This is a genomic window from Streptomyces sp. NA04227 (genome assembly GCF_013364195.1).
Lineage (GTDB): Bacteria > Actinomycetota > Actinomycetes > Streptomycetales > Streptomycetaceae > Streptomyces.
The window spans coordinates 4,978,851-5,000,651 of record NZ_CP054918.1 but is presented as its reverse complement, the minus strand read 5'-3'; the positions used below and the strand labels follow the sequence as shown (position 1 = coordinate 5,000,651).

Genomic DNA, 21,801 nt, shown 5'->3' with positions numbered 1-21,801 from the left:
GCCCCGTGCCCACCGCGCCGACACTGCTCTCGCTGGTGCCCAAGGCCGAGGGCAAGCAGTCGATGAAGGACTTCAAGTCCGACCAGGAGGTGCGCTGGTGCCCGGGCTGCGGTGACTACGCGATCCTGGCCGCCGTGCAGGGCTTCATGCCCGAACTCGGCCTGGCCAAGGAGAACATCGTCTTCGTCTCCGGCATCGGCTGCTCCTCCCGCTTCCCGTACTACATGAACACCTACGGGATGCACTCCATCCACGGCCGTGCCCCGGCCATCGCGACGGGCCTGGCCACCAGCCGCCGCGACCTGTCGGTCTGGGTCGTCACCGGCGACGGCGACGCGCTGTCCATCGGCGGCAACCACCTCATCCACGCGCTGCGCCGCAACGTCAACCTGAAGATCCTGCTCTTCAACAACCGGATCTACGGGCTGACCAAGGGCCAGTACTCGCCCACCTCCGAGGTCGGCAAGATCACCAAGTCGACACCGATGGGCTCCCTGGACGCCCCGTTCAACCCGGTGTCGCTGGCGATCGGCGCGGAGGCGTCCTTCGTGGCCCGGACCATCGACTCCGACCGCAAGCACCTCACCGAGGTACTGCGGCAGGCGGCCGACCACCAGGGCACCGCGCTGGTGGAGATCTACCAGAACTGCAACATCTTCAACGACAACGCCTTCGAGGCCTTGAAAGACAAGGACCAGGCCCAGGAAGCGGTCATCCGCCTCGAACACGGGCAGCCGATCCGCTTCGGCGCGGACAACACCAAGGGCGTCGTACGGAATCCGGCCACCGGTGACCTGGAGATCGTCACGGTCACGGACGCCAACGCGGACCGGATCCTGGTCCACGACGCGCACGCGACCAGCCCGACGACCGCCTTCGCGCTGTCCCGGCTCGCCGACCCGGACACCCTGCACCACACCCCGATCGGTGTCCTGCGCTCCGTCGAACGCCCGGTCTACGACACCCTGATGTCCGACCAGCTCGACGCCGCCGTGGAGCAGAACGGCAAGGGCGACCTCGGCGCCCTCCTGTCCGGCAACGACACCTGGACGGTCGCGGGCTGACCCGTACCCACGCCGGAGGCTGACGCGGGCTGACCGCACGCACACCAGAGGCTGATCAGGAACGACAGAGGCCGGCGGCGGAAGAAACCAACTCCCTTCCGCCACCGGCCTGTTCGTGTCTCGGGCGGCTAAGTCCGCGTCGCTCACCCGGCGGCCCGCGTCCGCCTCAGATGCCGTACGGCGCCGATCGCCAGATCCAGTACGAGGAAGCCGAGCAGGGTGACGCCGAGCACCGGCACCGCCCAGCCGACCAGGGCCACCAGCGGCACACCCACCACCAGGACGGGCACCGGCACACCGCGCCAGACACCCCGCGCGGGCGCCTTGCCGACCGGCGCGCTGCGGTCCGCCCGGGTCGGACGGCGCTGCCACCACATGCGGTAGCCCAGGGTGATCACGGTGATCAGCGCGATCGCGAGGACGGCCAGCACGATCTGGTTGGCGATACCGAAGAGCACGCCCATGTGCCCCTGCACGCCGAGCTTGCTGAGCTTGGCGAGCACCGGGTAGTCGGCCCAGCGGGTGCGGTCGGTGATCTCGCCCCGCTCGGCGTCGACGGCGACCTGGTCGTAGTGGACCGGCCAGGTGTTGTCCTTCTGCGCGACGGTCCAGGCGGTGCCGCCTTCCGTCGGCGGTACGACCTTGACGGTGCCGCCGAGCCCGGCCTGCCTGGCCTCGGCGAGCACCTTGTCGAAGTCGGCGGGGTCGGCCGCGGCCTGCTCGGGCTTGGTGCCGTGGCCCGCGTGACCGCCGTGCCCGGCGTGCTCACCGCCGCCCGACTCCCCCGCACCGGCGCCCGGCAGCGCGGTGTCCAGCTCCGGGGCCGCCGCCTTCGTGGACTCCTGGAGCTTGTCGAACCGCGCGCCCGCGTACGTCGACCAGGTCAGCCCGGTCGCGCTGAGGAACAGCAGCCCGAGCGCGAGCCAGACACCGGTCACCGCGTGCAGACTCCGGGTACGCCGCACTCCCTTGGCCGAACGGTCCGGCACCAGGACGCCCCGTACCGACTTGGCGCGCTGCCCCCTGCTGCGGCCGAGCCACAGCGCGAGCCCGCCCGCGACGATCACCCACAGCCAGCTCGCGGCCGTCTCCGAGTAGAGCCGCCCCGTCTCGCCGAGGTGCAGATGGCGGTGCAGATCGTCCAGCCAGGTGGTCAGCGGGGTGTAGCCGGACCAGGTCGTCAGCTCGCCGCGGACCTTCGCCGTGTACGGGTCGACGTACACCGTCCGCTGCTTCTCGCCGAGGTCGGGCCGCGAGAACACGACCTTGGTGGTGTCCTCCCGGCCCGGCGGCGTGACCACCGAGTCGAGGGTGCCCTCCGGCTCGGCCGCCCGGGCCGCGCGGATCTGCTCCGCGAGCGGCCGCGGCTCGCCGCCGACGCGCTCCACGGTCAGCTCCTGGTCGTAGACCAGCCGGTCGAGCTGCGGGGTCGCGGTGTACGCGAGCCCCGACAACGCCGCGACCAGCAGGAAGGGCGCGACCAGCACTCCCGCGTAGAAGTGCAGCCGCAGCAACAGCGCCCGGACCCCGGCCCAGGACCGGCCGCTTGTCCCGGCTCCCTCTTCCCTTTCCCCCTCTTCCCTCTCTCGAATGTCCTGCTTGTCGTCACCGTCTTGAACTTCTCTGCTGTCCTGAACTTCTGGACTGCCTTGAGCTTCTGGACTGCCTTGATCTTCTTGCAACTTGGGCATGCGTCTACTCCTGGTGCCCCGCGTGAACGCACACGGGTACGGCGAAGCCGGTACGGGCGCGCCGCCGCCTCACGGCCCTCGGTGGGCGGGAAGGTCGGTCCGGCGCGTGACGGGAACCGCGGCTGGGCCGCCACCCGGGCCGGTCCCGCCCACGCATGCCGCAGCGCGCACCGGCGGCTTTCGCCGGGTGCGCGGGAGGTCGTCGCGTCGGACGGTCGTCAGGCCCGGGCCGGGAGCGGCGGGCCTCGCCGTGGGCGGGAGCGGGCGAGCAGTACGCCGAAGGGGGCGCCGAGCGGCGCCGGGTCCGGGAGCGGAGCACTCGGCGGCAGGGCGGGAAGCGGCAGCGGTACGAGAACCCGTACGCGGCGGACGGCGAGCGCGGCCAGGGCGGCCAGTCGGCGCAGAACCCTTTCGCCGTACAGGACGCAGGCCACCGTGCCGAACGTCGCCAGCGCGTGCGCGAACGCCATCCCGCCGGAGAATCCGTGCCCCGCCATGTCCGAACCGGCCATGCCCGAACCCGACATATCCGAGCCCGACATGACGCGACCGTCCGGCATGACGTGGCCGTCCGGCATGACATGACCGCCGGGCCTCGCATGTCCGCCCCGCATGACGTGCCCGTGCCCCGCATGCCCCGCCGCCCCCGAGCCGCCCCCACTCCGCATCGCGAGGTGATGCAGGACGAGGTGCAGTGCGAACTGGGTGGCGCCGAGCGTCACCGTGGCCACGTCGAAGCGGTGCCGACGCCCGCCGAGGAGGGCGGTGCCGAGCAGGGTCAGTACGGCGAACAGGAGCGCGAGCCATCCGGCGCCGGGCAGGCTGCCGCCCGCCGCGAGGTGGCCGAGGGCGCCGAGACCGAGAGCGGCGACGGCGAAGAGGAGGCCGTTCCGGCCCCGTTCCGCCACACTCGCTCGCCCGCGCATCCGCTCAAGATATCCGCGCCCTGGAACGGGCGAATGACCACCCCGGGCGGAAAAGGCCAGCTCCGGGGCGTGCACACCTGACCCATATCTGACGCACCATCAGTTACGGGTCACTCAGGGCGAGTTGGAGTGCAAGAGGGCCAGAAGGTTGCCTCCAGCATCGGATTGTTGCGCTCCGAAGCCCTTTGCCCTCGGCTTTCGGGTCACGCTGCGCTCCCATAGAGTGACCGAGCGGAGGCTCAAAACTCCGAAAGCTTGTGAAGAACTCATATCTCGGGCAGTCCTCGCCGGAATCCGGGAACCGTGGTCCGGACCGGCCGGAGAGCAGGGAGAGCAGGGCATGAGCCTGGTCGTCACCGGAGCGACAGGTCGTCTCGGGCGGCACGTCGTGGCAGCGCTCTCGGCCCAGGTCCCGGCGGAGAGCCTCGCCGTCGTGGTACGCGACCGGGCGAAGGCCGCCGATCTGTCGGCGCGCGGCATCCACGTACGCGTCGCCGACTACGACGAGCCCGGCACCCTCAGGGACGCCTTCGAGCCGGGCGACCGGGTACTGCTCATCTCCGCCGACGAGGTGGGCCGCCGGGTCCCCCGGCACCGCAACGTGGTGGACGCCGCAGCCCGCGCGGGCGTGGCCCTGCTCGCCTACACGGGCGTACTGGGCGGACCGCGGGCCGACTTCCTGCTCGCGGCCGAGCACAAGGCGACCGAGCGGGCGATCCTCGAGTCCAAACTGCCGTACACCTTTCTGCGCAACGGCTGGTACCACGAGAACTACACCGAGCACCTCGCACCGGTACTGCGCGACGGATACGTACTGACCTCCGCCGGGGACGGCCGTCTGGCCTCCGCCGCGCGGGCGGACTACGCGGCGGCCGCGGCCGCCGTGCTCACCGGGGAGGGGCACGAGGGCCGGGCGTACGAGCTGAGCGGCGACGCGGCCTGGAGTTTCACCGAATACGCGGCCGAGGTGGGGCGGGCGACCGGGAGGAGCATCCGGTGCGAGAACGTCACACCCCAGGAGCATCTGCGCAGGCTCGCCGAGAACGGCACCCCGGGGCCGATGTCCGAGGTGTTCGTCGACGTCGACGGCGCCATCAAACGCGGCCTCCTCTCGGCCACCCCCGGCCATCTCTCCGCACTCATCGGACGCCCGACCACGCCCCTGTCCGAGGCGATCTCGGCGGCCGTGGGGCGCCCGGGGCACCTGGACACCTCGGGTCAGCCCGTCTCGTAGCGGCACCCGCGGACCCCACGCACCCCGCACCTGTCCGTTTCGTCCCCACTCCGGTTTCAACTACCCCCGGACGACGGGAGGTTGAGGAAGCCCTCGGCCAGTCGCCGTGCGTCCCACGCCCGTTACCCCCGGCCGTGCCGGATGTGAACGGAGTGAACGCCCCTCACATCAAGAATCACAGGAGCGGGGCAGCCACCCTCAGCTGCGGTTGTCCGTAATCCGAACGGGTCAGTCACATATACGTTCTTGACGGTTCACCTATGCGCACAGCACCATCGTGACCCACATTCCCCCCACGGAATCCGGAGTCCCCCACATGAAACTCTCCGTTTCCCTGCGGGCCGCGGCAGTGGCAACCGTTGCCGCCGCAGGCCTGTTCACCACCGGCGCGATGGTTTCCAACGCCTCGCCCGCCCCGGCCCAGGCCGAGGCACCGGACATATCCGTCGCGGACGTCAAGGCGGACCTCGACCAACTCCAGTCCATAGCCGAGCAGAACGGCGGCAACCGGGCACACGGCAGCGCCGGGTACAAGGCGTCCATCGACTACATCAAGGGCAAGCTCGACGAGGCCGGGTTCAAGACCAGCCTCCAGGAGTTCGACTCGGGCGGCCAGACCGGCTACAACCTGATCGCCGACTGGCCGGGCGGCGACGAGGGCCAGACGGTCATGGCGGGCGCGCACCTCGACAGCGTCGGCGAGGGCCCGGGCATCAACGACAACGGCACCGGCTCGGCCGGCGTCCTGCAGACCGCGCTCGCGGTCGCCAAGTCCGACTTCAAGCCCACCAAGCACCTGCGGTTCGCCTGGTGGGGCGCCGAGGAGCTGGGTCTGGTCGGCTCCAGCCACTACGTGGACCAGCTCTCCCAGGACGACCGCTCGAAGATCAGCGGCTACCTGAACTTCGACATGATCGGTTCGCCGAACCCGGGTTACTTCGTCTACGACGACGACCCCGAGATCCAGAAGGTGTTCACGGACTACTTCAGCGGTCTGAACGTCAAGACCGAGGACGAGACCGAGGGCGACGGACGCTCGGACCACGCCGCCTTCCTCGAGGCCGGCATCAAGGTCGGCGGCCTGTTCACCGGCGCCAGCAACGAGATGACGGAGCAGCAGGCGCAGGACTGGGGCGGCAAGGCGGGCGAGCCGTTCGACAAGTGCTACCACTCGTCCTGCGACACCACCGAGAACATCAACGAGCAGGCGCTGGACCGCAACAGCGACGCCATCGCGCACGCGATCTGGAAGCTGGCCTCCTGACCGAGGCCGGCTGACCGGGGGAACCAACTCCCCGGGGAAGCACGCCACTTGAGGGATGCCACTGCCCGCAGGACGTGCGCTTCCCGGGGGCTTGGCCCACAGGTCCCGCCCCGGGCCCGGGCGCGCACCGCACGCGCGCCCGGGCCGGTGAGCTCCCCGCCCGCCGATGACCCGATCCGGGGACTCGTCCGGCCCGCCCGGAATGACGGCGGCCGCATGCATGTTCATTACTTGCATATGCATGCAGCCGCCGTCGGTGTGTTCCGGCGGCCGAACCCCTGGGGGACCCCCGTGACCCGTAAGTTCCTGTTCGTGCTCGGCAGCAGCCGCAGCGAGAGCAACACCGAACTGCTCGCCCGCGAGGCGGCGGCCCAGCTCCCGGCCGAGGTGGAGCAGCGCTGGATCCGGCTCGCCGAGCACCCGCTGCCCGACTTCACCGACCTGCGCCACGACACCGACCACATACGGCCTACCGAGGGCAATGTGGCACTGCTCCTGAACGCCACCCTCGAGGCCACCGACCTGGTGATCGCCTCGCCGCTGTACTGGTACTCGGTCTCCTCGCTGACCAAGCGCTACCTCGACTACTGGTCAGGCTGGCTGCGTACGCCCGGTGTCGACTTCAAGGGGACCCTCGCCGGGCGCAACCTGTGGGGCGTGAGCGCGCTCGCGCACCGCGAGGAGGAGGTCGCCGCCCCGCTGGTGGGCACCCTGGAGACGTCCGCCGCGTACATGCGGATGCGTTTCGGCGGCGTCCTGCTCGGCAACGGCAGCAGGCCCGGCGACGTCCTCAAGGACTCCGACGCTCTGGTCCGCGCCAAGACCTTCTTCGCGCAGGAGCCGGTGCCCGCGCGCTTCCCGTACGAGAAGTGAGCCGTACGAGAAGTGAGCCGTACGGAAAGCCCGCGAGGTGTGTGCGTGGGTGGGGCGCCGGTCAGGTGGTGATGTCCTTCGTGGTGAACCGGGCCCAGGCCGCCGAGCCGAACACCGCCGCGTACAGGGCCTGGAGGCCGAGGTTCTTGACGATCTCGTCCCAGATGACCGGCTCGCGCATCAGGTCCGCGAAGGACAGCCAGTAGTGCGAGAAGAAGTACGGCTGGATGGCGTGCAGTTGGGGAATCTGGTCGAGGATCTGCACGGTGATCAGCAGGCCCACGGTGGTCGCCATGGCGGCGATCCCGCTGCTGGTCAGGGTGGACAGGAACAGTCCGATCGCGGCCACGCCGATCAGTGAGGCGGCCACCAGCGCGGCGATGACCACGGCGCGTTGCAGCCCCTCGGCGAAGCTGATTCTGGTCCCCGAGATCGTGGTCAGCTCCCCCATCGGGAAGAGCAGGGCCCCGACCGCCAGTGCCGAGAGTGCGACGACCAGGGTGGCCACCAGGCAGAAGATCATCGTGGTCGCGTACTTGGCGAGCAGCAGCCGGGTGCGGCCCGCGGGGGCGACGAGCAGATAGCGCAGGGTTCCGCCGTTGGCCTCGCCCGCGATCGAGTCGCCCGCGATGACACCGACCGCCATCGGCAGGAAGAACGGCAAAGTGGCGGCGAGGGCGGTGAAGACCAGGAACAGACCGTTGTTGGTGACCTGGGCGATGAAGGCGGGACCCGCCTCCTCGCCGCCACCGCCGCCGCCGACCGAACCGCCGTCGGCCGTCTCCACCTTGACCGCGATACCGAACAGGATCGGCACGGCGGCGAGTACGCCCAGCAGGGCCAGGGTGCGCCAGCGGCGGAAGGTGATGCTCAGCTCGCTGCGCAGCAGCGCGGCCGACCAGCGGCCGGGGACACGTGCGGCGGCCGCTCCCGCCGGGGCGCCCGTCTTCGGCGGTACTTCCGCGACCTCAGCCCGCGACATCGAAGCCCTCCCCGGTCAGCTCCACGAACGCGTCCTCGAGGGTGCCCCGCTCCAGGCCGAAGCCGCGCACCCGTACCCCGGCGGCGACCAGCGCCGCGTTCACCTCGGCGAGGTCCTTCTGCGGTGGTTCCCCGGTCACCCGGTCCTCCTCGGTCACAAGATCGGCGACGCCGTGTTCCTTGAGTACGCGGGCGGCCTCGCCGGTGTCCGGCGTGGTGACCGCGAGCCTGCCGCGGGCGCGGGCAGCGAGTTCGGCGACCGGGCCCTGGGTGAGCAGCCGGCCCTGCGCCATGACGGCGGCGTGCGTACAGACCTGCTCGATCTCGTCGAGCAGATGCGAGGAGAGGAAGACGGTGGTGCCGTCCGCCGCCAACTCCCTGATCAGCGCCCGGATTTCGCGCATGCCCTGCGGGTCGAGCCCGTTGGTCGGCTCGTCCAGTACGAGCAGGCGGCGCGGTTGCAGCAGCGCGGCCGCAAGGCCGAGCCGCTGCTTCATGCCGAGCGAGTACGCCTTGGCCTTCTTGCCGGACGCCGCGGCGAGCCCGACCCGTTCCAGCGCGGCGCCCACCCGCTGTTTGCGGGTGGCACCGTCGGAGGTCGGGTCGGCGGCGTCGTAGCGCAGGAGGTTCTCGCGCCCGGACAGGAAGCCGTACAGCGCGGGTCCCTCGATCAGCGCGCCGACCTGCGGCAGGACGTGGCGCGCCGACTCGGGCATGGTGCGGCCGAGGACGCGGGCCGTACCGGAGGTCGGCTCGATGAGGCCCATCAGCATGCGGATGGTGGTGGTCTTGCCCGAGCCGTTGGGCCCGAGGAAGCCGAAGACGCTGGCGGCGGGGACGGTCAAGTCGAGCCTGTCGACGGCGAGTTGGCCGCCCCGGAAGCGCTTGGTGAGCGCCCGCGTGGCGATCACCGCGTCCTGCTCGTCCCCCACTGTCCTCTCGGCTCCGGCCACGCCCTGCTCCTGCGCGGACGGTTCGGCCATGGTCTCCCCCGGTGTCGTACGAAGCTGCGTGGTGAAGCGGTGTTGCGAAGCGCTGTGCTGAAGCGGTGCGGTGAGCAAGCGATGGTGTCGTGCGGTGGGTACTGCGCCTGCGGTACGCGGCACGGGCCGCCGACGGGCGGGCGGGCGCGCGGGCGGCGGTGTGCCTCCCCCTCGAACGGTACAAGCCGTTGTGGCGGCCCGCCCCGTGTCTGCCGGGCGCGTATCCGGGCCCCGACCACGAGCAGCGGCCCCGCGGTGCGCGGAGCCGCTGCTCGGCGGCGTGCAACTTCCTTGGTTACGCGCCTACTTGGCCGACTCGGCCGCCTTGATCAGGGCGTCCTTGGTCACGGCTCCGACGTATGCCTTGCCGTCGTCGGTGACCAGGGCGTTGATCAGCCGGGTCGAGAAGACACGGCCGGTGCCGAAGTCGCCCTTGACCTTGTCGCCGAAGGCGTCGAGCAGACCCGCGGCCTCGGGCGGCAGGTCACCGCTGTCGGCGTTGGGCAGGCCCTGGCCGCCCGGTGCGGTGAACTCGGCGATGGCGCTCCAGCCCTCGCCGATGATGTTCGGCTCCTGGACGTCGCCGCCACCGAGGCCCTTGCCGAAGTCGGGGCGGCCGCCGTGCTTCCCGGCCTCCTTCTCCGCTTCCTTCGCGGCGTCCTCGGCCTCGGTGACCTTGGTGCCCTTGGCGGGCTTGAAGTCGAAGACGGAGGCGTCGGGCCTGCCGAAGTCGACCTTGGTGTAACCGGCCTCGACCACCGCGGCGCCGCCGCCCGCCGGGGTCAGGGTGACCCGCAGCGGCGTACCCGTCTTCGCGTCGACCGCGATGGTGACGGCGCCGACCGTGCTGCCCTTCTCCTTGGGCGTGACGACCAGCTTGTACGCGTCGCGGCCCGCGACCTGGGCGGTGCCGCCGACCTCGATGGAGGTGGTCTCCTCGGAGGTCTTGAGGATCTCCTTGGCGAGCTCCTCCGGGGTGGCCGGGACTCCCTTGGGCAGCTTCGGCTCGTGCTCCGGCTTGATGCCCTTGCTGTGCCCGCCCTTCGCGCCCTTCTCCGTGGCGTGGAAGGCCTCGTCCGAGGCGCTGTCGTACGCCCAGACCTCGTCGCCGTTGTGGATCACGCTGTACTCGGAGGTGTCGTCCAGGACGGACACCTTCTGTCGCTCGGGTCCATCGACCGCGACCCGCAGCGTGTGCGTGCCCGAGGCCAGCTCCATCAGCCTGGCGCTCGGGTCGGCGCCCGCGGAGCGCTCGCCGCCCGCGAAGTCGCCGAGCTTGTCCAGGCCCGGCAGGCCCAGATCGGTGCTGATCTTGACGGTGCCGGAGAGCTGTTCGGTCTCCGACGTGGCGATCTTCTCGATGAGTTCCTGTGCAGTGGTCTTCGGCAGCTCGGGGTCCCCCGAGTCGGCGAGCGCCGGGACGAGCCCGATGGTCGCCGCCGCCACCCCCACGACCGCGACCGGAACTCCGTAGCGCGCGAGCTTGCCGCGCGTACGGGAGGTCCTGCCCTCGGCCGGCGAGTTGCCGGACTCGTACGGTGCCATGTGTGCCCTACCTCCGTATCAGCGGCGGCCTATCGACCCAATGTGCCCTCGATCCACCCCAGGCCGCCAGTTCCCACCCGAAATCGGTATCGGAGCGGTGACTCCATCTGACCAAAGCCGGGCCACCGTGGCGTCAGCCCGCGGAAGCAACCTGACGTACACCTGCGGGATGACACGAGGCGCGCCGCACCCCGGAGCCGTCTCGGGGTGGACCGCACCCGAGTGGCTCAAAACCGCTGTACGGGACAAGGGTCGGTGGCAGGGCCCGGAGCACCCGCGCGCGAGGTGGGCGAGGCCCTGGGCGAGCGGCCCGGGGCTCGGTCGTCCGCGCCCCGCCCCGCCCCCATTCGGCGGCGTCAGACAGTGGGCCGAATCCGGTGAGCAACGGGACCTGCGAAGCCTCGCGCAGCGAATCCCCGGAAACGAAAAACCGGACATTCGGCCGGAGAATCGCCCGTAATCACCCCGCATTCCCGCGGGGTTCGTTCATGCCACATACAACCGACACACAAGTGCCGCTCTAGCAGCGGACAATGACGCCCCGAACCCCTCAACTCGGCCGTGTTCTCAGGCGAATTGGTTGACGGAGCCACGGGAAGAACGTTTCGCCGCCGTACGGGAATTCACTTTCCCGCAATGCGCGTAGCGCAGCGGCCTTACACAACTGCGGTACAACAAGGACCCGTTGGGGATTTTCTCCGCACAATCGGAGGGGTCCACAGCAAGGGGCAATTGGGGACAGCCGGGAGAGACCGGAACCCCCGATGCACTGTGACCGATGACACATGTCCGCATTTCGGTGCACCGCACAGGGCGTCCGACCGGCTTTCGCGAGCCATCCGATCGCCCCGCGAAAAGCCCAGCTCAACGGCCCAACAGGCACAGAGCGAACAGCCCTTCGCACCCGAGCGGGCTCAAGGCAATTGGCGCCGCATCGCACCGATGGACGGCGGCCACGGTGAGCCGCCGGGACAGTGACGGGCAATTGCCGTATGCACAGGCCGAGTTGCTTCTCACGCCGGTGATAAGCTCCCGGCAACTTCCAGTGGGCTGACGGTGCGTGGATCGCGCCAGGGGGATCAGCCGCTCAGGCCTCATCTCGGAGGGACGTCTGCCGGCGCGGTAGCTAGGCTGCGGCAGCCTGTGGAGACACGGCTTCTTCCGAAGTGGGGGAGGCGCCAACCGTTCTTCCCGTTACGCCACTTGAAGAGAGTTCCATGACGTCACTTGTGCAGGACCCCGTGTTCTGGGTCCTGGTCGCTGTACTGCTGATAGCCCTGGCCGCCTTCTCGAGCGCGCGCAGGACTAATACCGGTTTGCGTAAGAGTAACGCAGAACTGAACACCGAACGGGCCGCGCTGATCGGCCAGTTCGAGGAGCTGAGAGTGCATCAGGCGAGCGTGCAGGCGCGGCATGCGGCCGACCTCGCCGACGTCCGCTCGGACGCCCTTGAAGAGACCAAGACGGTTCTCAAATCGGCCATGCGCACGCTGCAGAGCCTCGCCGACGAACAGCAGATGGTCATCGACCAGGCGCAGAAGAAGTACGGCGACGACCCGCAGATCCTTGCCGACCTGATGGCCATCGACCACACCAACAGCCAGTTCGGCCGCCGTGCCCAGGGCATCGCGGTGCTCTGCGGTGGCTGGCTCGGCCGTCGTGAGGCCGTCGCCTCCGTCTACGACGTGGCGCGCAGCGCCCAGGGCCGCATCCGCCAGTACGACCGGGTGCGCATTCACGCCCAGGCGAACTTCTCCGTGGTCAGCCGGGCCGTGGAGCCCGTCGCCGTGGTGCTCGCCGAGCTGCTCGCCAACGCGACCAAGTACTCGGCCCCGACCACGCCCGTCGAGATCAACATCAAGGCGGTCTCCAAGGGCGTCTGTCTGATCGTCGACGACGGCGGTCTGGGCATGGGCCAGGAGGAGAAGGAGCGCGCCGCGGCCCTGCTGCAGCCCTCCGCCCCGGTCACCATGTCCGACCTCGGCAACCCGCCGCAGTTCGGCTTCGCCGTCGCCGGTCTGCTGGCCGGCCGCTACGGCTTCCAGGTCTCCGTCGACTCGGTCTCGCCGTACGGCGGTGTCCGCGCGGTCATCCTGCTGCCCGACGAGCTGCTGACCGCCGAGGCCCCGCCGGTCCCGACCGTCGTTCCGGCCCCGATGCCGGTGCCCGACGAGTACGGCCGCGACTCGGCCCCGCAGCTCGCCCCGGTCAGCGACCTGGGCACGGCGGTCCCGGCCCCCGTCCAGCTCAACGGCACCACCGCGGGCGGACTGCCCAAGCGCCGCCGCACCAGCCCGGTCGCGGTCGTACCGCAGCCCGCGCCGGCCGCCGAACCCGTCCGGTCCAGCCAGGAGACCGCCTCGCTGCTCGGCGCCTTCCAGCGCGGCACGGTCTCCGGGCGCTCCACGACGTCTGACACGGAAGGACAGGAGAACTCGTGAATTCCGATCTCTCGTGGGCGCTCAATGACGTGCTGCAGGTACGCGGCGCGCGGCACGCCATCCTCGTCTCGGCGGACGGCCTGCTCCTGGAGCACTCCAGCGATTTCGGCCGCGACGACGCGGAGACGGTGGCCGCCGCGATCAGCGGCATGCAGTCGCTGAGCCGCGCACTGTCCCCCTTCATCGGAAGCACCAGGACCGGCGGCTGGCGCCAGACGCTGCTCGAGTACAACGACGGCTGGATCTTCCTCATCGCGGCGGGCAGCGGCGCCTATCTGGCCGCGACCGCGGCGTCCGACGTCGACATGGAGGCCATGTCCTTCCGGATGCAGCAGCAGGTCAGCGCGCTGGGCAAGGCGCTCATGACCCCGCTGCGCGAGACCCCGGGCACCGGCGCATGAGCGCGCCGGGCGAGGAACAGGCGGTCACGAGCGGCTTCATCCGCTCGTACGTCATCACCAATGGGCGCGACCTTCCGGCCGCCGACGGTTTATCGCTGGTCACCCTGGTCACGATCGCTCCGGACCGGGTCCCTCCCGCACGACTGAGTCCCGAACTCTCCCGCGTCTGGGAGCTGTGTTCGGGCGGGTACCTGTCGGTCGCCGAGGTCGCCGCCCGGCTGGAGCTTCCGGTCGGTGTGGTGCGACTGCTGCTCACCGATCTGACGGATCAGGGCCATCTGCTCCGGCGGGCGGCCCCGCCGCCCGCCCAACTCGTCGACAGGAAGATCCTCAAAGAGGTGCTGCATGGACTCCAACGCCGCTTCGGCTGACAGCATTTACGTGCCGGACGCGGTGCGGACGGCGGCCAAGATCCTCGTCGTCGGCCACTTCGCGGTGGGCAAGACCACGCTGATCGGCACCCTCTCCGAGATCGCCCCGTTGCGTACCGAGGAGAAGATGACGCAGGCCGCCGCGCACGTGGACGACCTGCGGGGTGCCCCGGACAAGAAGACGACGACGGTCGCCCTCGACTTCGGACGGCTGACGCTCAGCGACGAGCTGGTGCTCTACCTGTTCGGCACTCCGGGCCAGCAGCGGTTCATGCAGCTGTGGGAGGACATGGCCAGGGGCGCGCTCGGCGCGCTGCTCCTGGTCGACCCCTCCCGGCTCGCCGAGACCTTCCCGGTGATCGACCTCATCGAGAAGTACGGTCTCGAATTCGCCATCGCGGTCAACAACTTCCACGCCGACACGGCGTACGCGGAGGCGGAGCTGCGGGAGGCACTGGACCTGCTGCCGCACACCCCGGTGGTCTTCTGTGACGCCCGCGACCAGCAGAGCTCGGCGCAGGCCCTGATCACCCTCATCCGCCATCTCCTGGCGCGCGCCTCGTAGCGGCGCGCTTCGCCACAACGTCCTGTCCCCACATCAGCCCGACCCGGAGCACTCCAGACCGAGACCGGGACCCAGACCGAGGAACTACGCATGGAATCTCAGCAGGGAGCCGACGTGCAGGCCGCGCCCGCGGGGTGCCCGATGCACCAGAGCGGGCGGGTGCCGCTGTACGGAGACGAGTTCGCCGCCGCGCCGCAGAAGGTCTACGACGAACTGCGTGCCCAGGGCCCCGTGGCGGCGGTGGAGATCGCACCCGGCGTGGACGCCTCTCTGGTCATCCAGCACGACGCCGCGCTGCGTGTGCTCCAGAACCCGTCGCTGTTCGCCCGTGACGCGCGTCGCTGGGATGCCCTGAACGAGGGCCGGGTCCCGGCCGACAGCCCGGCGCTCGGCATGATGTCGCCCCGCCCCAACGCGCTGTTCAGCGACGGCGCGGAGCATCTGCGGCTGCGCAAGGCGGTCACCGAGAGCATGGCGCGCATCAACACCGCCCGCCTCGGCCGCAGTGTCGAGCGCATCGCCGACTACCTCATCGACCAGTTCAGCGAGCGCGGCCACGCGGACCTGCTCAACGAGTACGCCAGGCTGGTCCCGATGCTGCTGATCAACCAGCTCTTCGGCTGCCCCGCCGAGATCGGCGACCGCGTCACGCACAACATGTCCGCGCTGTTCAACGGCGAGGACGTGGCGCGCTCCTTGGCCAACCTGGACGCCGCCCTGCTCGAACTGGTCGCGATCAAGCGCCGTCAGCCCGGCGAGGACATGACCTCCTGGCTGGTCCAGCACCCGGCGGGCCTGAGCGACGAGGAGCTCAAGGACCAGCTGATGATGCTGGCCGGCGCGGGCATCGAGCCCGAGCGCAACCTGATCGGCAGCTCGCTGCTCCTGCTGCTCTCCGAGCAGGAGCCGACGCCGGGCAACCGGGGCGCGGGCCTGCTCGTCGAGGACGCCATCGACCAGGTCCTGTGGCACCACTCCCCGATCGCGAACTACGCGGCGCACTACCCGGTCCAGGACGTCGACCTGGACGGAACCATCCTGCGCGCCAACTCCCCCGTACTGATCAGCTTCGCGGCGGCGAACTCCGACCCGGTGCTCACCGACGCCCGGCAGACCCTCAGCAAGGGTGCGCATCTGTCCTGGGGCGCGGGCCCGCACGCCTGCCCGGCCAAGTCCCCGGCCACGCTGATAGCGCTGACGGCGGTCGAGCGGCTGCTGAACGCCCTGCCCGACATGGCGCTGACCGTACCGGCGGGTGAACTGGCCTGGCGGCCGGGCTGCTTCCACCGTGCCCTGGCGGCCCTGCCGGTGCGCTTCACGCCGAGCCCCGCAGGACGCGCAACAGCGCAGCGTCAGCCACCTGTTTCGTTTTCCACCACCGCCGAACCGGCCCCGGTACCGATTCCGGTTCCGCAGGCCGCAGAAGCCCCGAAGAAGACAAAGGGCTGGTGGAGCTCCTTCCTGGATGTGTTCCGCGTATGACGGCGTTCCCGTCATATGTCCTACACATGTGACGGGAACAATGGCGTGATCGTGCATGAGCGGGGTGTGAACAGGGGTAGGTTGCGTCGACCGCGACAACTGCTCCCCTGCATCTAGGAGTTGGAGTGACTCCCCCTGTTGGCGGCATAGCCCTCGACCGCCGTGCTGTGGTACCTCTGCTGCGACGTTTGCGTTCCCCGGAGGGGCTGGCCGATCCGTTCCCCCTCTTCGACGAGATTCGCGCGATGGGTGAGATCGTGCCGGCCCCCTGGGGCGGGCACCTCGTGACCGGCTTCGAGACCTGTAACCAGATTCTTCGCAGTCGGGAATGGCTGGTGCCGGACTTCGACTGGCAGTCCCGCCAGACCGACACCGCACGCTGGCAGGCGACGGGCACCCGGGAGATGAGCAAGACCCTGATGCGCCTCAACCCACCGGAGCACACCCGCCAGCGGCGCAGCCTCGGCAACCTCTTCGACCGGAACACGATCGAGGACTTACGGCCCCAGGTCGACGCGCACGTGACCGCGCTGCTCGACCGGTTCGACGAGCAACTGCGCTCCGGCGAGGCCGACTTCGTCCAGATCGTCGGCGACCTGCTGCCCGCACGCACCATCGGCGGCTGGCTCGGCATCCCGGAGCAGGACGACCAGTACCTGCTGCAACTCACCCACGACCAGGCGCACGCCCACGAACTGCTGCCCAAGAGCTCGGAGTTGGCGCTCTCCGCCCAGGCCACGGTCGAACTTCGCACCTACTTCACCGAGTTGGTGCGCGACCGCCGCGCACACCTCGGCGACGACGTGCTCTCGCACTGGATCCGGGTCTGGGACGAGCTCGAACCCGACCGGGAGACCGCCGACGAGATGGTCTACGTACTGACCATGTTCGTCACCGTCGCCTCCCTGGAGACCACGGCCACCCTGCTGTCCGTCGTGGTCTGGCTGCTGCTCCAGGAGCCGGCCCGCTGGGACTGGCTGCGGCGCAACCCGGAGCACATCGACGACGCGATCGAGGAGGTGCTGCGCTACGACCCGCCGATAGGCCTCAACTCCCGTGTCGCCGCACACGACTTGGAGCTCGCCGGAGTCCCGCTGCCCAAGGACTCGATGGTGCACGTCCTGTACGGCGCCGCCAATCACGATCCTCGGGTCAACGACGACCCGCACCGCTTCGACATCCTCCGCCGGGGCAACCACCTCACCTTCGGCGGCGGCATCCACTACTGCCTGGGCGCGGCCCTGGCCCGGCTGGAGGCGCGGACCCTGCTGACCCGCCTCCTGGAACGGTTCCCGACCCTGCGGGTGGCCACGCCGCCCACCTACGAGCCCCGGATGGTCTTCCGCCGGGTGCGCACCCTAGGACTCGCCCTGTGAGATTCATGAACCTGTTCTCGGGCGGTGGCGACACCGCCCCCGACCTCAAGACGCTGCGCACCCGGCGGGTCGGGCACGTCCTGTACGTCGAGCTGCACAGCCCGGCGACCGGCAACGCCGTGACCGAGCCGATGCTCGACGACCTGTACGCGGTGTTCTCGGCCCCGCCGCCGGAGACCCGGGTACTGGTCCTGTCCGGGGCGGGCGAGGACTTCTGTCTCGGCGGCGACCGGGGCGAGTTCGCGTCCATGGTGGACCTGGACCCCACCGGCAGCGGCGTCCGGGTCTCGGGCGACAAGGCCCGCAGGGTCTGCGAGTTGATCACCGGCAGCCCCGCGGTCACCATCGCCCGGCTCCAGGGCAAGACCATCGGTGCCGGGCTCGCGCTCGCGCTCGCCTGCGACCTTCGGGTCGGCGCCGACACGGCCACCTTCCGCCTGCCGGAGCTGGCCCTCGGCCTGCCCACGGCCTGGGGAGGGGTGCTGCCCCGGCTGATCCACGAGGTGGGCGCGGCCCGGGTCCGCGAACTCGTCCTCACCGGCCGCTCCTTCGGCGCGGCCGAGGCCCACGCCCTGTCCGTCCTCCAACGGATCGTCCCCGAGGGCGAGTTGGACGAGGCGGTGGAGTACTGGGCCAAGCCGGTCGGCAGGCGCCCCACGGCCGCCCTACGGGTGACCAAGGCCCTGCTGCACTCCTACGGGGCACCCACCCGCCTGGCCGACCCGTCGGTACTCGACGGCGAGCTCATGGCCTCGGTGGTGGCGGCCGCGCACTACGAGCGGGAGCGCGCGGAAGGCTGAGAGTACGAACCACTGGGAGTAGGAACCACTGCGGGTGTGAAGCGCCGACGGCGTGAACTCACGGTGACAGGGCGGGCGTTGGCCGTACGGGCCGACGCCCGCCGTCCGTTTTCGCGGGGTACTCGTCGTTCCTGCCACTGGGAGCGGGGCGGCCGCACTGCCTAGCGTCGGACCCGAACCGAAGGGGAACCCGATGACAAAGCTGCTCCTGTCCCTGCACGTACTGGCCGCGGTGCTCGCCGTCGGCCCGGTCACGGTCGCCGCGAGCATGTTCCCGGCGTACCTGCGCCGGGCTCAGGCCGAGGCCGGGCCGGTGGCCGGGAGCGGGCCTGTGACCGGGAGCGGCTCGTCGGCTTCCGGGATCGGGTCGGTGACCGAGAGCGGGACGGCGGCCCGGGCCGGGACCCTCGTCGTCCTCCGTACGCTGCACCGCATCTGCCGGGTCTACGCCACGATCGGCCTGGCGGTGCCCCTGCTCGGCTTCGCCACGGCCCTGAGCCTCGGCGTACTGGACAGCGCCTGGCTGATCGTCTCCATCGGCCTGACGGCCCTGGCGGGCGCGATCCTCGCCCTGCTGATGCTGCCGTGGCAGCAGGAGGCGCTGGACGCGGTGGAGGCGGGCGCCGACGAGGGTGCGGACCGGACAGAGGGTGACGGGAGTGGCGGGGCTGCCCCCGGTGCCGACGGTACGGAGGACGGCGCCGCTCTCGATCCACGTGCCGCGCGCATGCTCGCCATGGTGACCGGCATCTTCAACCTGCTCTGGGCCACCGTGACGGTCCTGATGGTGGTCCGGCCGGGCTCGACCACCGGGGCTTGAGAGCACGGGGGGTTGAGACCACCACGGCTTGGGACCACCGGTTGAGCGGGGACCCGGCGGCCGGGCGCCCGGGCGGCAACAAGCCCTGGAAACAGGGCAGTTGCCCCTCCTGCGTCCGTACCGGCGGGACTCAGCCCGCCCGGTGGACGACCGCGTCGCAGAGTTCCATGAGGGCGGTCTTCGCGGAGCCCTCGGGCAGCGGGGTGAGGGCGGCGCGGGCCTCTTCGGCGTAGCGCACGGCGTCCTGGCGGGCCTGGTCGATCGCGGGGTGTACGCGCAGCCGGCGCAGTACCTCCGCATGGCGGGCGTCGTCGCTGAGGTCGCCGTCCAGGAGGGCGACCAGCTCGGCGTCCTCCGGCAGGCCGAGCCGCGCGGCCCGCTCGCGCAGCCGGAGCACCGGCAGCGTGGGGATGCCCTCGCGCAGGTCGGTGCCCGGGGTCTTGCCGGACTCGTGGCTGTCGGAGGCCACGTCCAGTACGTCGTCGGAGAGCTGGAAGGCGACACCGAGCCGTTCGCCGTACTGCGCGAGCACGTCCACGACCCGCTCGTCCGCACCGGACATCATCGCGCCGAAGCGACAGGAGACGGCGACCAGGGAGCCCGTCTTGCCACCGAGGACGTCGAGGTAGTGCTCGACCGGGTCACGGCCGTCGCGCGGGCCCGCCGTCTCCAGGATCTGGCCGGTGACCAGGCGCTCGAAGGCCTGGGCCTGGATGCGGACGGCCTCGGGGCCGAGGTCGGCCAGTATCTGGGAGGCGCGGGCGAACAGGAAGTCGCCGGTGAGCACGGCCAGCGCGTTGCCCCAGCGGCTGTTGGCGCTGTCCACGCCGCGGCGCACGTCCGCCTCGTCCATCACGTCGTCGTGGTACAGCGTCGCCAGGTGCGTCAGCTCGACCACCACCGCCGAGGGCACGACCCCCGGCTCGTTCGGGTCACCGAACTGGGCGGCGAGCATCACGAGCAGCGGCCGGAACCGCTTGCCGCCCGCCCGCACCAGGTGCTGTGCCGCCTCGGTGATGAACGGGATCTCGCTCTTGGTGGCCTCGAGGAGGCCCTCCTCGACAGCCGTCAATCTGCCCTGGACGTCGGCCTCGAGAGCCTGGTCCCGCACGCTCAGCCCGAAGGGCACGACGACGGTCACGAAAGGTTCTCCTGTCTGCTGACAAATACGACGTCGATCACACGGTTTGTCGATGTGTCGCTGCGTTCACTCAACTCAGCGTATCCGGTCGACTTTCGATCACAGTGAGCGCCTGCCCGCACAGCCCGGACACCATCCGGACGCCATGCGGTCACGATCCGCCACCTTTCACCCGGGACCCCCGGAAATACGGGCCCACCGCGCACCGACGGCCACCGCCCGTGCCGTACGGCGCACCCGTCCCGAACCGTTACACCTGCGAAAGCGGTCACCCACGGTGCCAGGAACCTGCCCGCGCACGGACGTCCCGGAGCGCGCGATTTTGGCCACTTCCCCGTGGACGGACCACCAGCCACCCGCACGGCCCTCTCCACTTCCGCTCACCCTCGACCCACCCCCAACTGGGCGTAAATTACTCCAATTATCCCAACTGGCCGATGGGGCCCCGAAGATGATCTTCGAATCACCGACCGGGACAGTGGAGCAGGGGCGGGAGCGAGCAGGGCGAAGACTGGGAGGACAGCGCCTGAACGACGGGGGCTGAACAGGACACCCCGCCCGAGGGGACACCCCGGCCCGAGCACCCTCCCCTTATTCCGAGCACGTGCCCCCTACCCGAGTCCCCGGCTCCCCGGCTCCCCGAGTCCCCGGCTCCCCGACTACCCGGCTCCCCGACTACCCGCTCCTCGGCTCCTCGACTACCCGAACAGTCGCTCCAGCACCACCGCGACCCCGTCGTCCTGGTGCGAGACGGTCACCTCGTCGGCGACGGCCTTGAGCTCGGGGTGGGCCTCGGCCATCGCGACGCCGTGCGCGGCCCACTGGAACATCGGGATGTCATTGGGCATGTCACCAAAGGCAATGGTGTCGGCCGGGCCGAGCCCGAGCCGCTCGGCCGCGAGGGCGAGGCCCGCTCCCTTGGTCACGCCGTAGGGCTGGAGCTCCACGATGTCGGTTCCGGCCCGGGTGACGGTGACCAGTTCGCCGACCACCTGATGGGCCGCGGCGGCCAGTTCCTCGTCGGTGAGGTCCGGGTGCCGGACGAGGACCTTGTTGATCGGCTCGGTCCACAGCCCGGCGCGGTCGGCGACCCGGGTCGCGGGCAGGGTGGGGTGCGGCATCCGGTAGCCCGGCTCGGCCAGGGTCAGCCCCTCGGTGTCCGACTGGTTCACGGCGGCGTGCACGGCGCCGATCTCCGCCTCCAGCTTGCCGAGCACGGTGTCCGCGAGCTCCCGGTCCAGGATGACCGAGTGCACCAGCCGGTCCCGCTCCACGTCGTAGACCTGCGCGCCCTGCCCGCACACCGCGAGCCCCCGGTAGCCGAGTTCCACGAGCAGCGGCCGGACCTGTGGCACCGGCCGTCCGGTCGCGACGACGTGCCGGGCCCCGGCCGCGGCGGCGCGCGCGAGGACGGCTCGCGAGCGCGCGGAAACGGTGTCGTCCGAGCGCAGCAGAGTGCCGTCGAGGTCCGTCGCGATCAGCGCGAAGGGGACGCTGGTCCCCGTACGCGCGGCAGGGGCAGGCATGAGCATGGCTGCGAGCATACGGAGCGAAACCGCGGGTCCCGGCGGCCGGGCGGCGACGGGCAACGGCGCACGACAGGCGCACTCCCGACGCGAACAAGGCGCACGACAGGGCGCACGCGAGGAGGCGTGCGACAGAGCGTACGAGTGGACTCCCGCGAGGCCGTCCGACCGGGGCATGCGGCGCTAGTCATATGCGACCAGCAAGGACATTCCCGGCCCACTACCCCGTCCGCACTGTGATCTGCGAAACGCCTGCGCCCCGGCTCTCGCCGCCTCTCGCCCGTCCGGGTAGCGTCGCCTCGGCCCGTTGACTACCC

The 21,801-nt window shown here is 70.5% G+C and carries 19 protein-coding genes; 12 read left to right on the top strand and 7 right to left on the bottom strand.

All coding sequences use genetic code 11. The features are described from left to right. Positions 1-5 precede the first annotated feature (5 nt). Complete coding sequence (locus tag HUT18_RS21405; RefSeq protein ID WP_176104712.1) at positions 6-1,064, top strand: 2-oxoacid:ferredoxin oxidoreductase subunit beta; 1,059 nt, start codon at positions 6-8, stop codon at positions 1,062-1,064. A 143-nt stretch (positions 1,065-1,207) separates the two neighbouring features. Here the strand turns inward: HUT18_RS21405 and HUT18_RS21400 are convergent, their stop codons facing one another. Both HUT18_RS21400 and HUT18_RS21395 read right to left on the bottom strand, forming a co-directional pair. Next, positions 1,208-2,656, bottom strand: a complete 1,449-nt coding sequence (locus HUT18_RS21400; protein WP_254879062.1) for a PepSY domain-containing protein — start codon at positions 2,654-2,656, stop codon at positions 1,208-1,210. A gap of 317 nt (positions 2,657-2,973) precedes the next feature. Then, entirely contained in the window at positions 2,974-3,681 is a 708-nt protein-coding gene (locus tag HUT18_RS21395) for a hypothetical protein (RefSeq protein WP_254878741.1), read from the bottom strand. Positions 3,682-4,021: 340 nt separating this feature from the next. Between HUT18_RS21395 and HUT18_RS21390 the strand changes: the two genes are divergently transcribed. The 3 genes from HUT18_RS21390 to HUT18_RS21380 all read left to right on the top strand — a co-directional run bounded on the left by HUT18_RS21390 (position 4,022) and on the right by HUT18_RS21380 (position 7,052). Next, the gene (locus HUT18_RS21390) at positions 4,022-4,915 is read left to right on the top strand and encodes an SDR family oxidoreductase (RefSeq protein ID WP_176102196.1); all 894 of its coding nucleotides are present in this window, start codon (positions 4,022-4,024) and stop codon (positions 4,913-4,915) included. A 316-nt stretch (positions 4,916-5,231) separates the two neighbouring features. Beyond that, entirely contained in the window at positions 5,232-6,179 is a 948-nt protein-coding gene (locus HUT18_RS21385; protein WP_176102195.1) for a M28 family metallopeptidase, read from the top strand. 291 nt (positions 6,180-6,470) lie between these two features. After that, positions 6,471-7,052 (top strand): flavodoxin family protein, encoded by a 582-nt coding sequence (locus HUT18_RS21380; protein ID WP_176102194.1) that lies wholly within the window; start codon positions 6,471-6,473, stop codon positions 7,050-7,052. A gap of 61 nt (positions 7,053-7,113) precedes the next feature. On the opposite strand, the gene HUT18_RS21375 is transcribed toward HUT18_RS21380, so the two are convergent. The 3 genes from HUT18_RS21375 to HUT18_RS21365 form a co-directional block, all read right to left on the bottom strand. After that, positions 7,114-8,034: an ABC transporter permease gene (locus HUT18_RS21375; protein ID WP_176102193.1), complete on the bottom strand. Its 921-nt coding sequence runs from the start codon at positions 8,032-8,034 to the stop codon at positions 7,114-7,116. Then, positions 8,021-9,016: an ABC transporter ATP-binding protein gene (locus HUT18_RS21370; RefSeq protein WP_176102192.1), complete on the bottom strand. Its 996-nt coding sequence runs from the start codon at positions 9,014-9,016 to the stop codon at positions 8,021-8,023. Before HUT18_RS21370 ends, HUT18_RS21375 begins: the two co-directional genes overlap by 14 nt. Before the next feature lie 303 nt (positions 9,017-9,319). Continuing rightward, a complete protein-coding gene (locus tag HUT18_RS21365; RefSeq protein ID WP_176102191.1) occupies positions 9,320-10,561 on the bottom strand; it encodes a DUF2092 domain-containing protein in 1,242 nt (413 codons plus the stop codon). A gap of 1,217 nt (positions 10,562-11,778) precedes the next feature. Here HUT18_RS21365 and HUT18_RS21360 point away from each other — a divergent pair. The 8 genes from HUT18_RS21360 to HUT18_RS21325 all read left to right on the top strand — a co-directional run bounded on the left by HUT18_RS21360 (position 11,779) and on the right by HUT18_RS21325 (position 18,817). Next, positions 11,779-13,002 carry a sensor histidine kinase gene (locus HUT18_RS21360; protein ID WP_176102190.1) on the top strand — a complete coding sequence of 408 codons (1,224 nt, stop codon included), beginning with the start codon at positions 11,779-11,781 and terminating at the stop codon, positions 13,000-13,002. Then, a complete protein-coding gene (locus tag HUT18_RS21355) occupies positions 12,999-13,403 on the top strand; it encodes a roadblock/LC7 domain-containing protein (protein ID WP_176102189.1) in 405 nt (134 codons plus the stop codon). Before HUT18_RS21360 ends, HUT18_RS21355 begins: the two co-directional genes overlap by 4 nt. Next, entirely contained in the window at positions 13,400-13,774 is a 375-nt protein-coding gene (locus HUT18_RS21350; protein ID WP_176102188.1) for a DUF742 domain-containing protein, read from the top strand. Before HUT18_RS21355 ends, HUT18_RS21350 begins: the two co-directional genes overlap by 4 nt. Further along, positions 13,749-14,339, top strand: a complete 591-nt coding sequence (locus HUT18_RS21345; protein ID WP_176102187.1) for an ATP/GTP-binding protein — start codon at positions 13,749-13,751, stop codon at positions 14,337-14,339. Before HUT18_RS21350 ends, HUT18_RS21345 begins: the two co-directional genes overlap by 26 nt. 90 nt (positions 14,340-14,429) lie before the next feature. After that, positions 14,430-15,821 (top strand): cytochrome P450, encoded by a 1,392-nt coding sequence (locus HUT18_RS21340; RefSeq protein WP_176102186.1) that lies wholly within the window; start codon positions 14,430-14,432, stop codon positions 15,819-15,821. A gap of 245 nt (positions 15,822-16,066) precedes the next feature. Next, positions 16,067-17,197: a cytochrome P450 gene (locus tag HUT18_RS21335; RefSeq protein WP_176102185.1), complete on the top strand. Its 1,131-nt coding sequence runs from the start codon at positions 16,067-16,069 to the stop codon at positions 17,195-17,197. Positions 17,198-17,202: 5 nt separating this feature from the next. Continuing rightward, positions 17,203-17,997: an enoyl-CoA hydratase/isomerase family protein gene (locus HUT18_RS21330; protein ID WP_176104710.1), complete on the top strand. Its 795-nt coding sequence runs from the start codon at positions 17,203-17,205 to the stop codon at positions 17,995-17,997. Between the two features lie 193 nt (positions 17,998-18,190). Continuing rightward, positions 18,191-18,817, top strand: a complete 627-nt coding sequence (locus HUT18_RS21325) for a protease (protein ID WP_176102184.1) — start codon at positions 18,191-18,193, stop codon at positions 18,815-18,817. 130 nt (positions 18,818-18,947) lie between these two features. Here HUT18_RS21325 and HUT18_RS21320 read toward each other — a convergent pair whose 3' ends face one another. Both HUT18_RS21320 and HUT18_RS21315 read right to left on the bottom strand, forming a co-directional pair. Further along, positions 18,948-19,958, bottom strand: a complete 1,011-nt coding sequence (locus HUT18_RS21320) for a polyprenyl synthetase family protein (RefSeq protein ID WP_176102183.1) — start codon at positions 19,956-19,958, stop codon at positions 18,948-18,950. A gap of 698 nt (positions 19,959-20,656) precedes the next feature. Continuing rightward, entirely contained in the window at positions 20,657-21,490 is an 834-nt protein-coding gene (locus tag HUT18_RS21315) for a Cof-type HAD-IIB family hydrolase (protein WP_254878740.1), read from the bottom strand. Between the last annotated feature and the right edge of the window lie 311 nt (positions 21,491-21,801).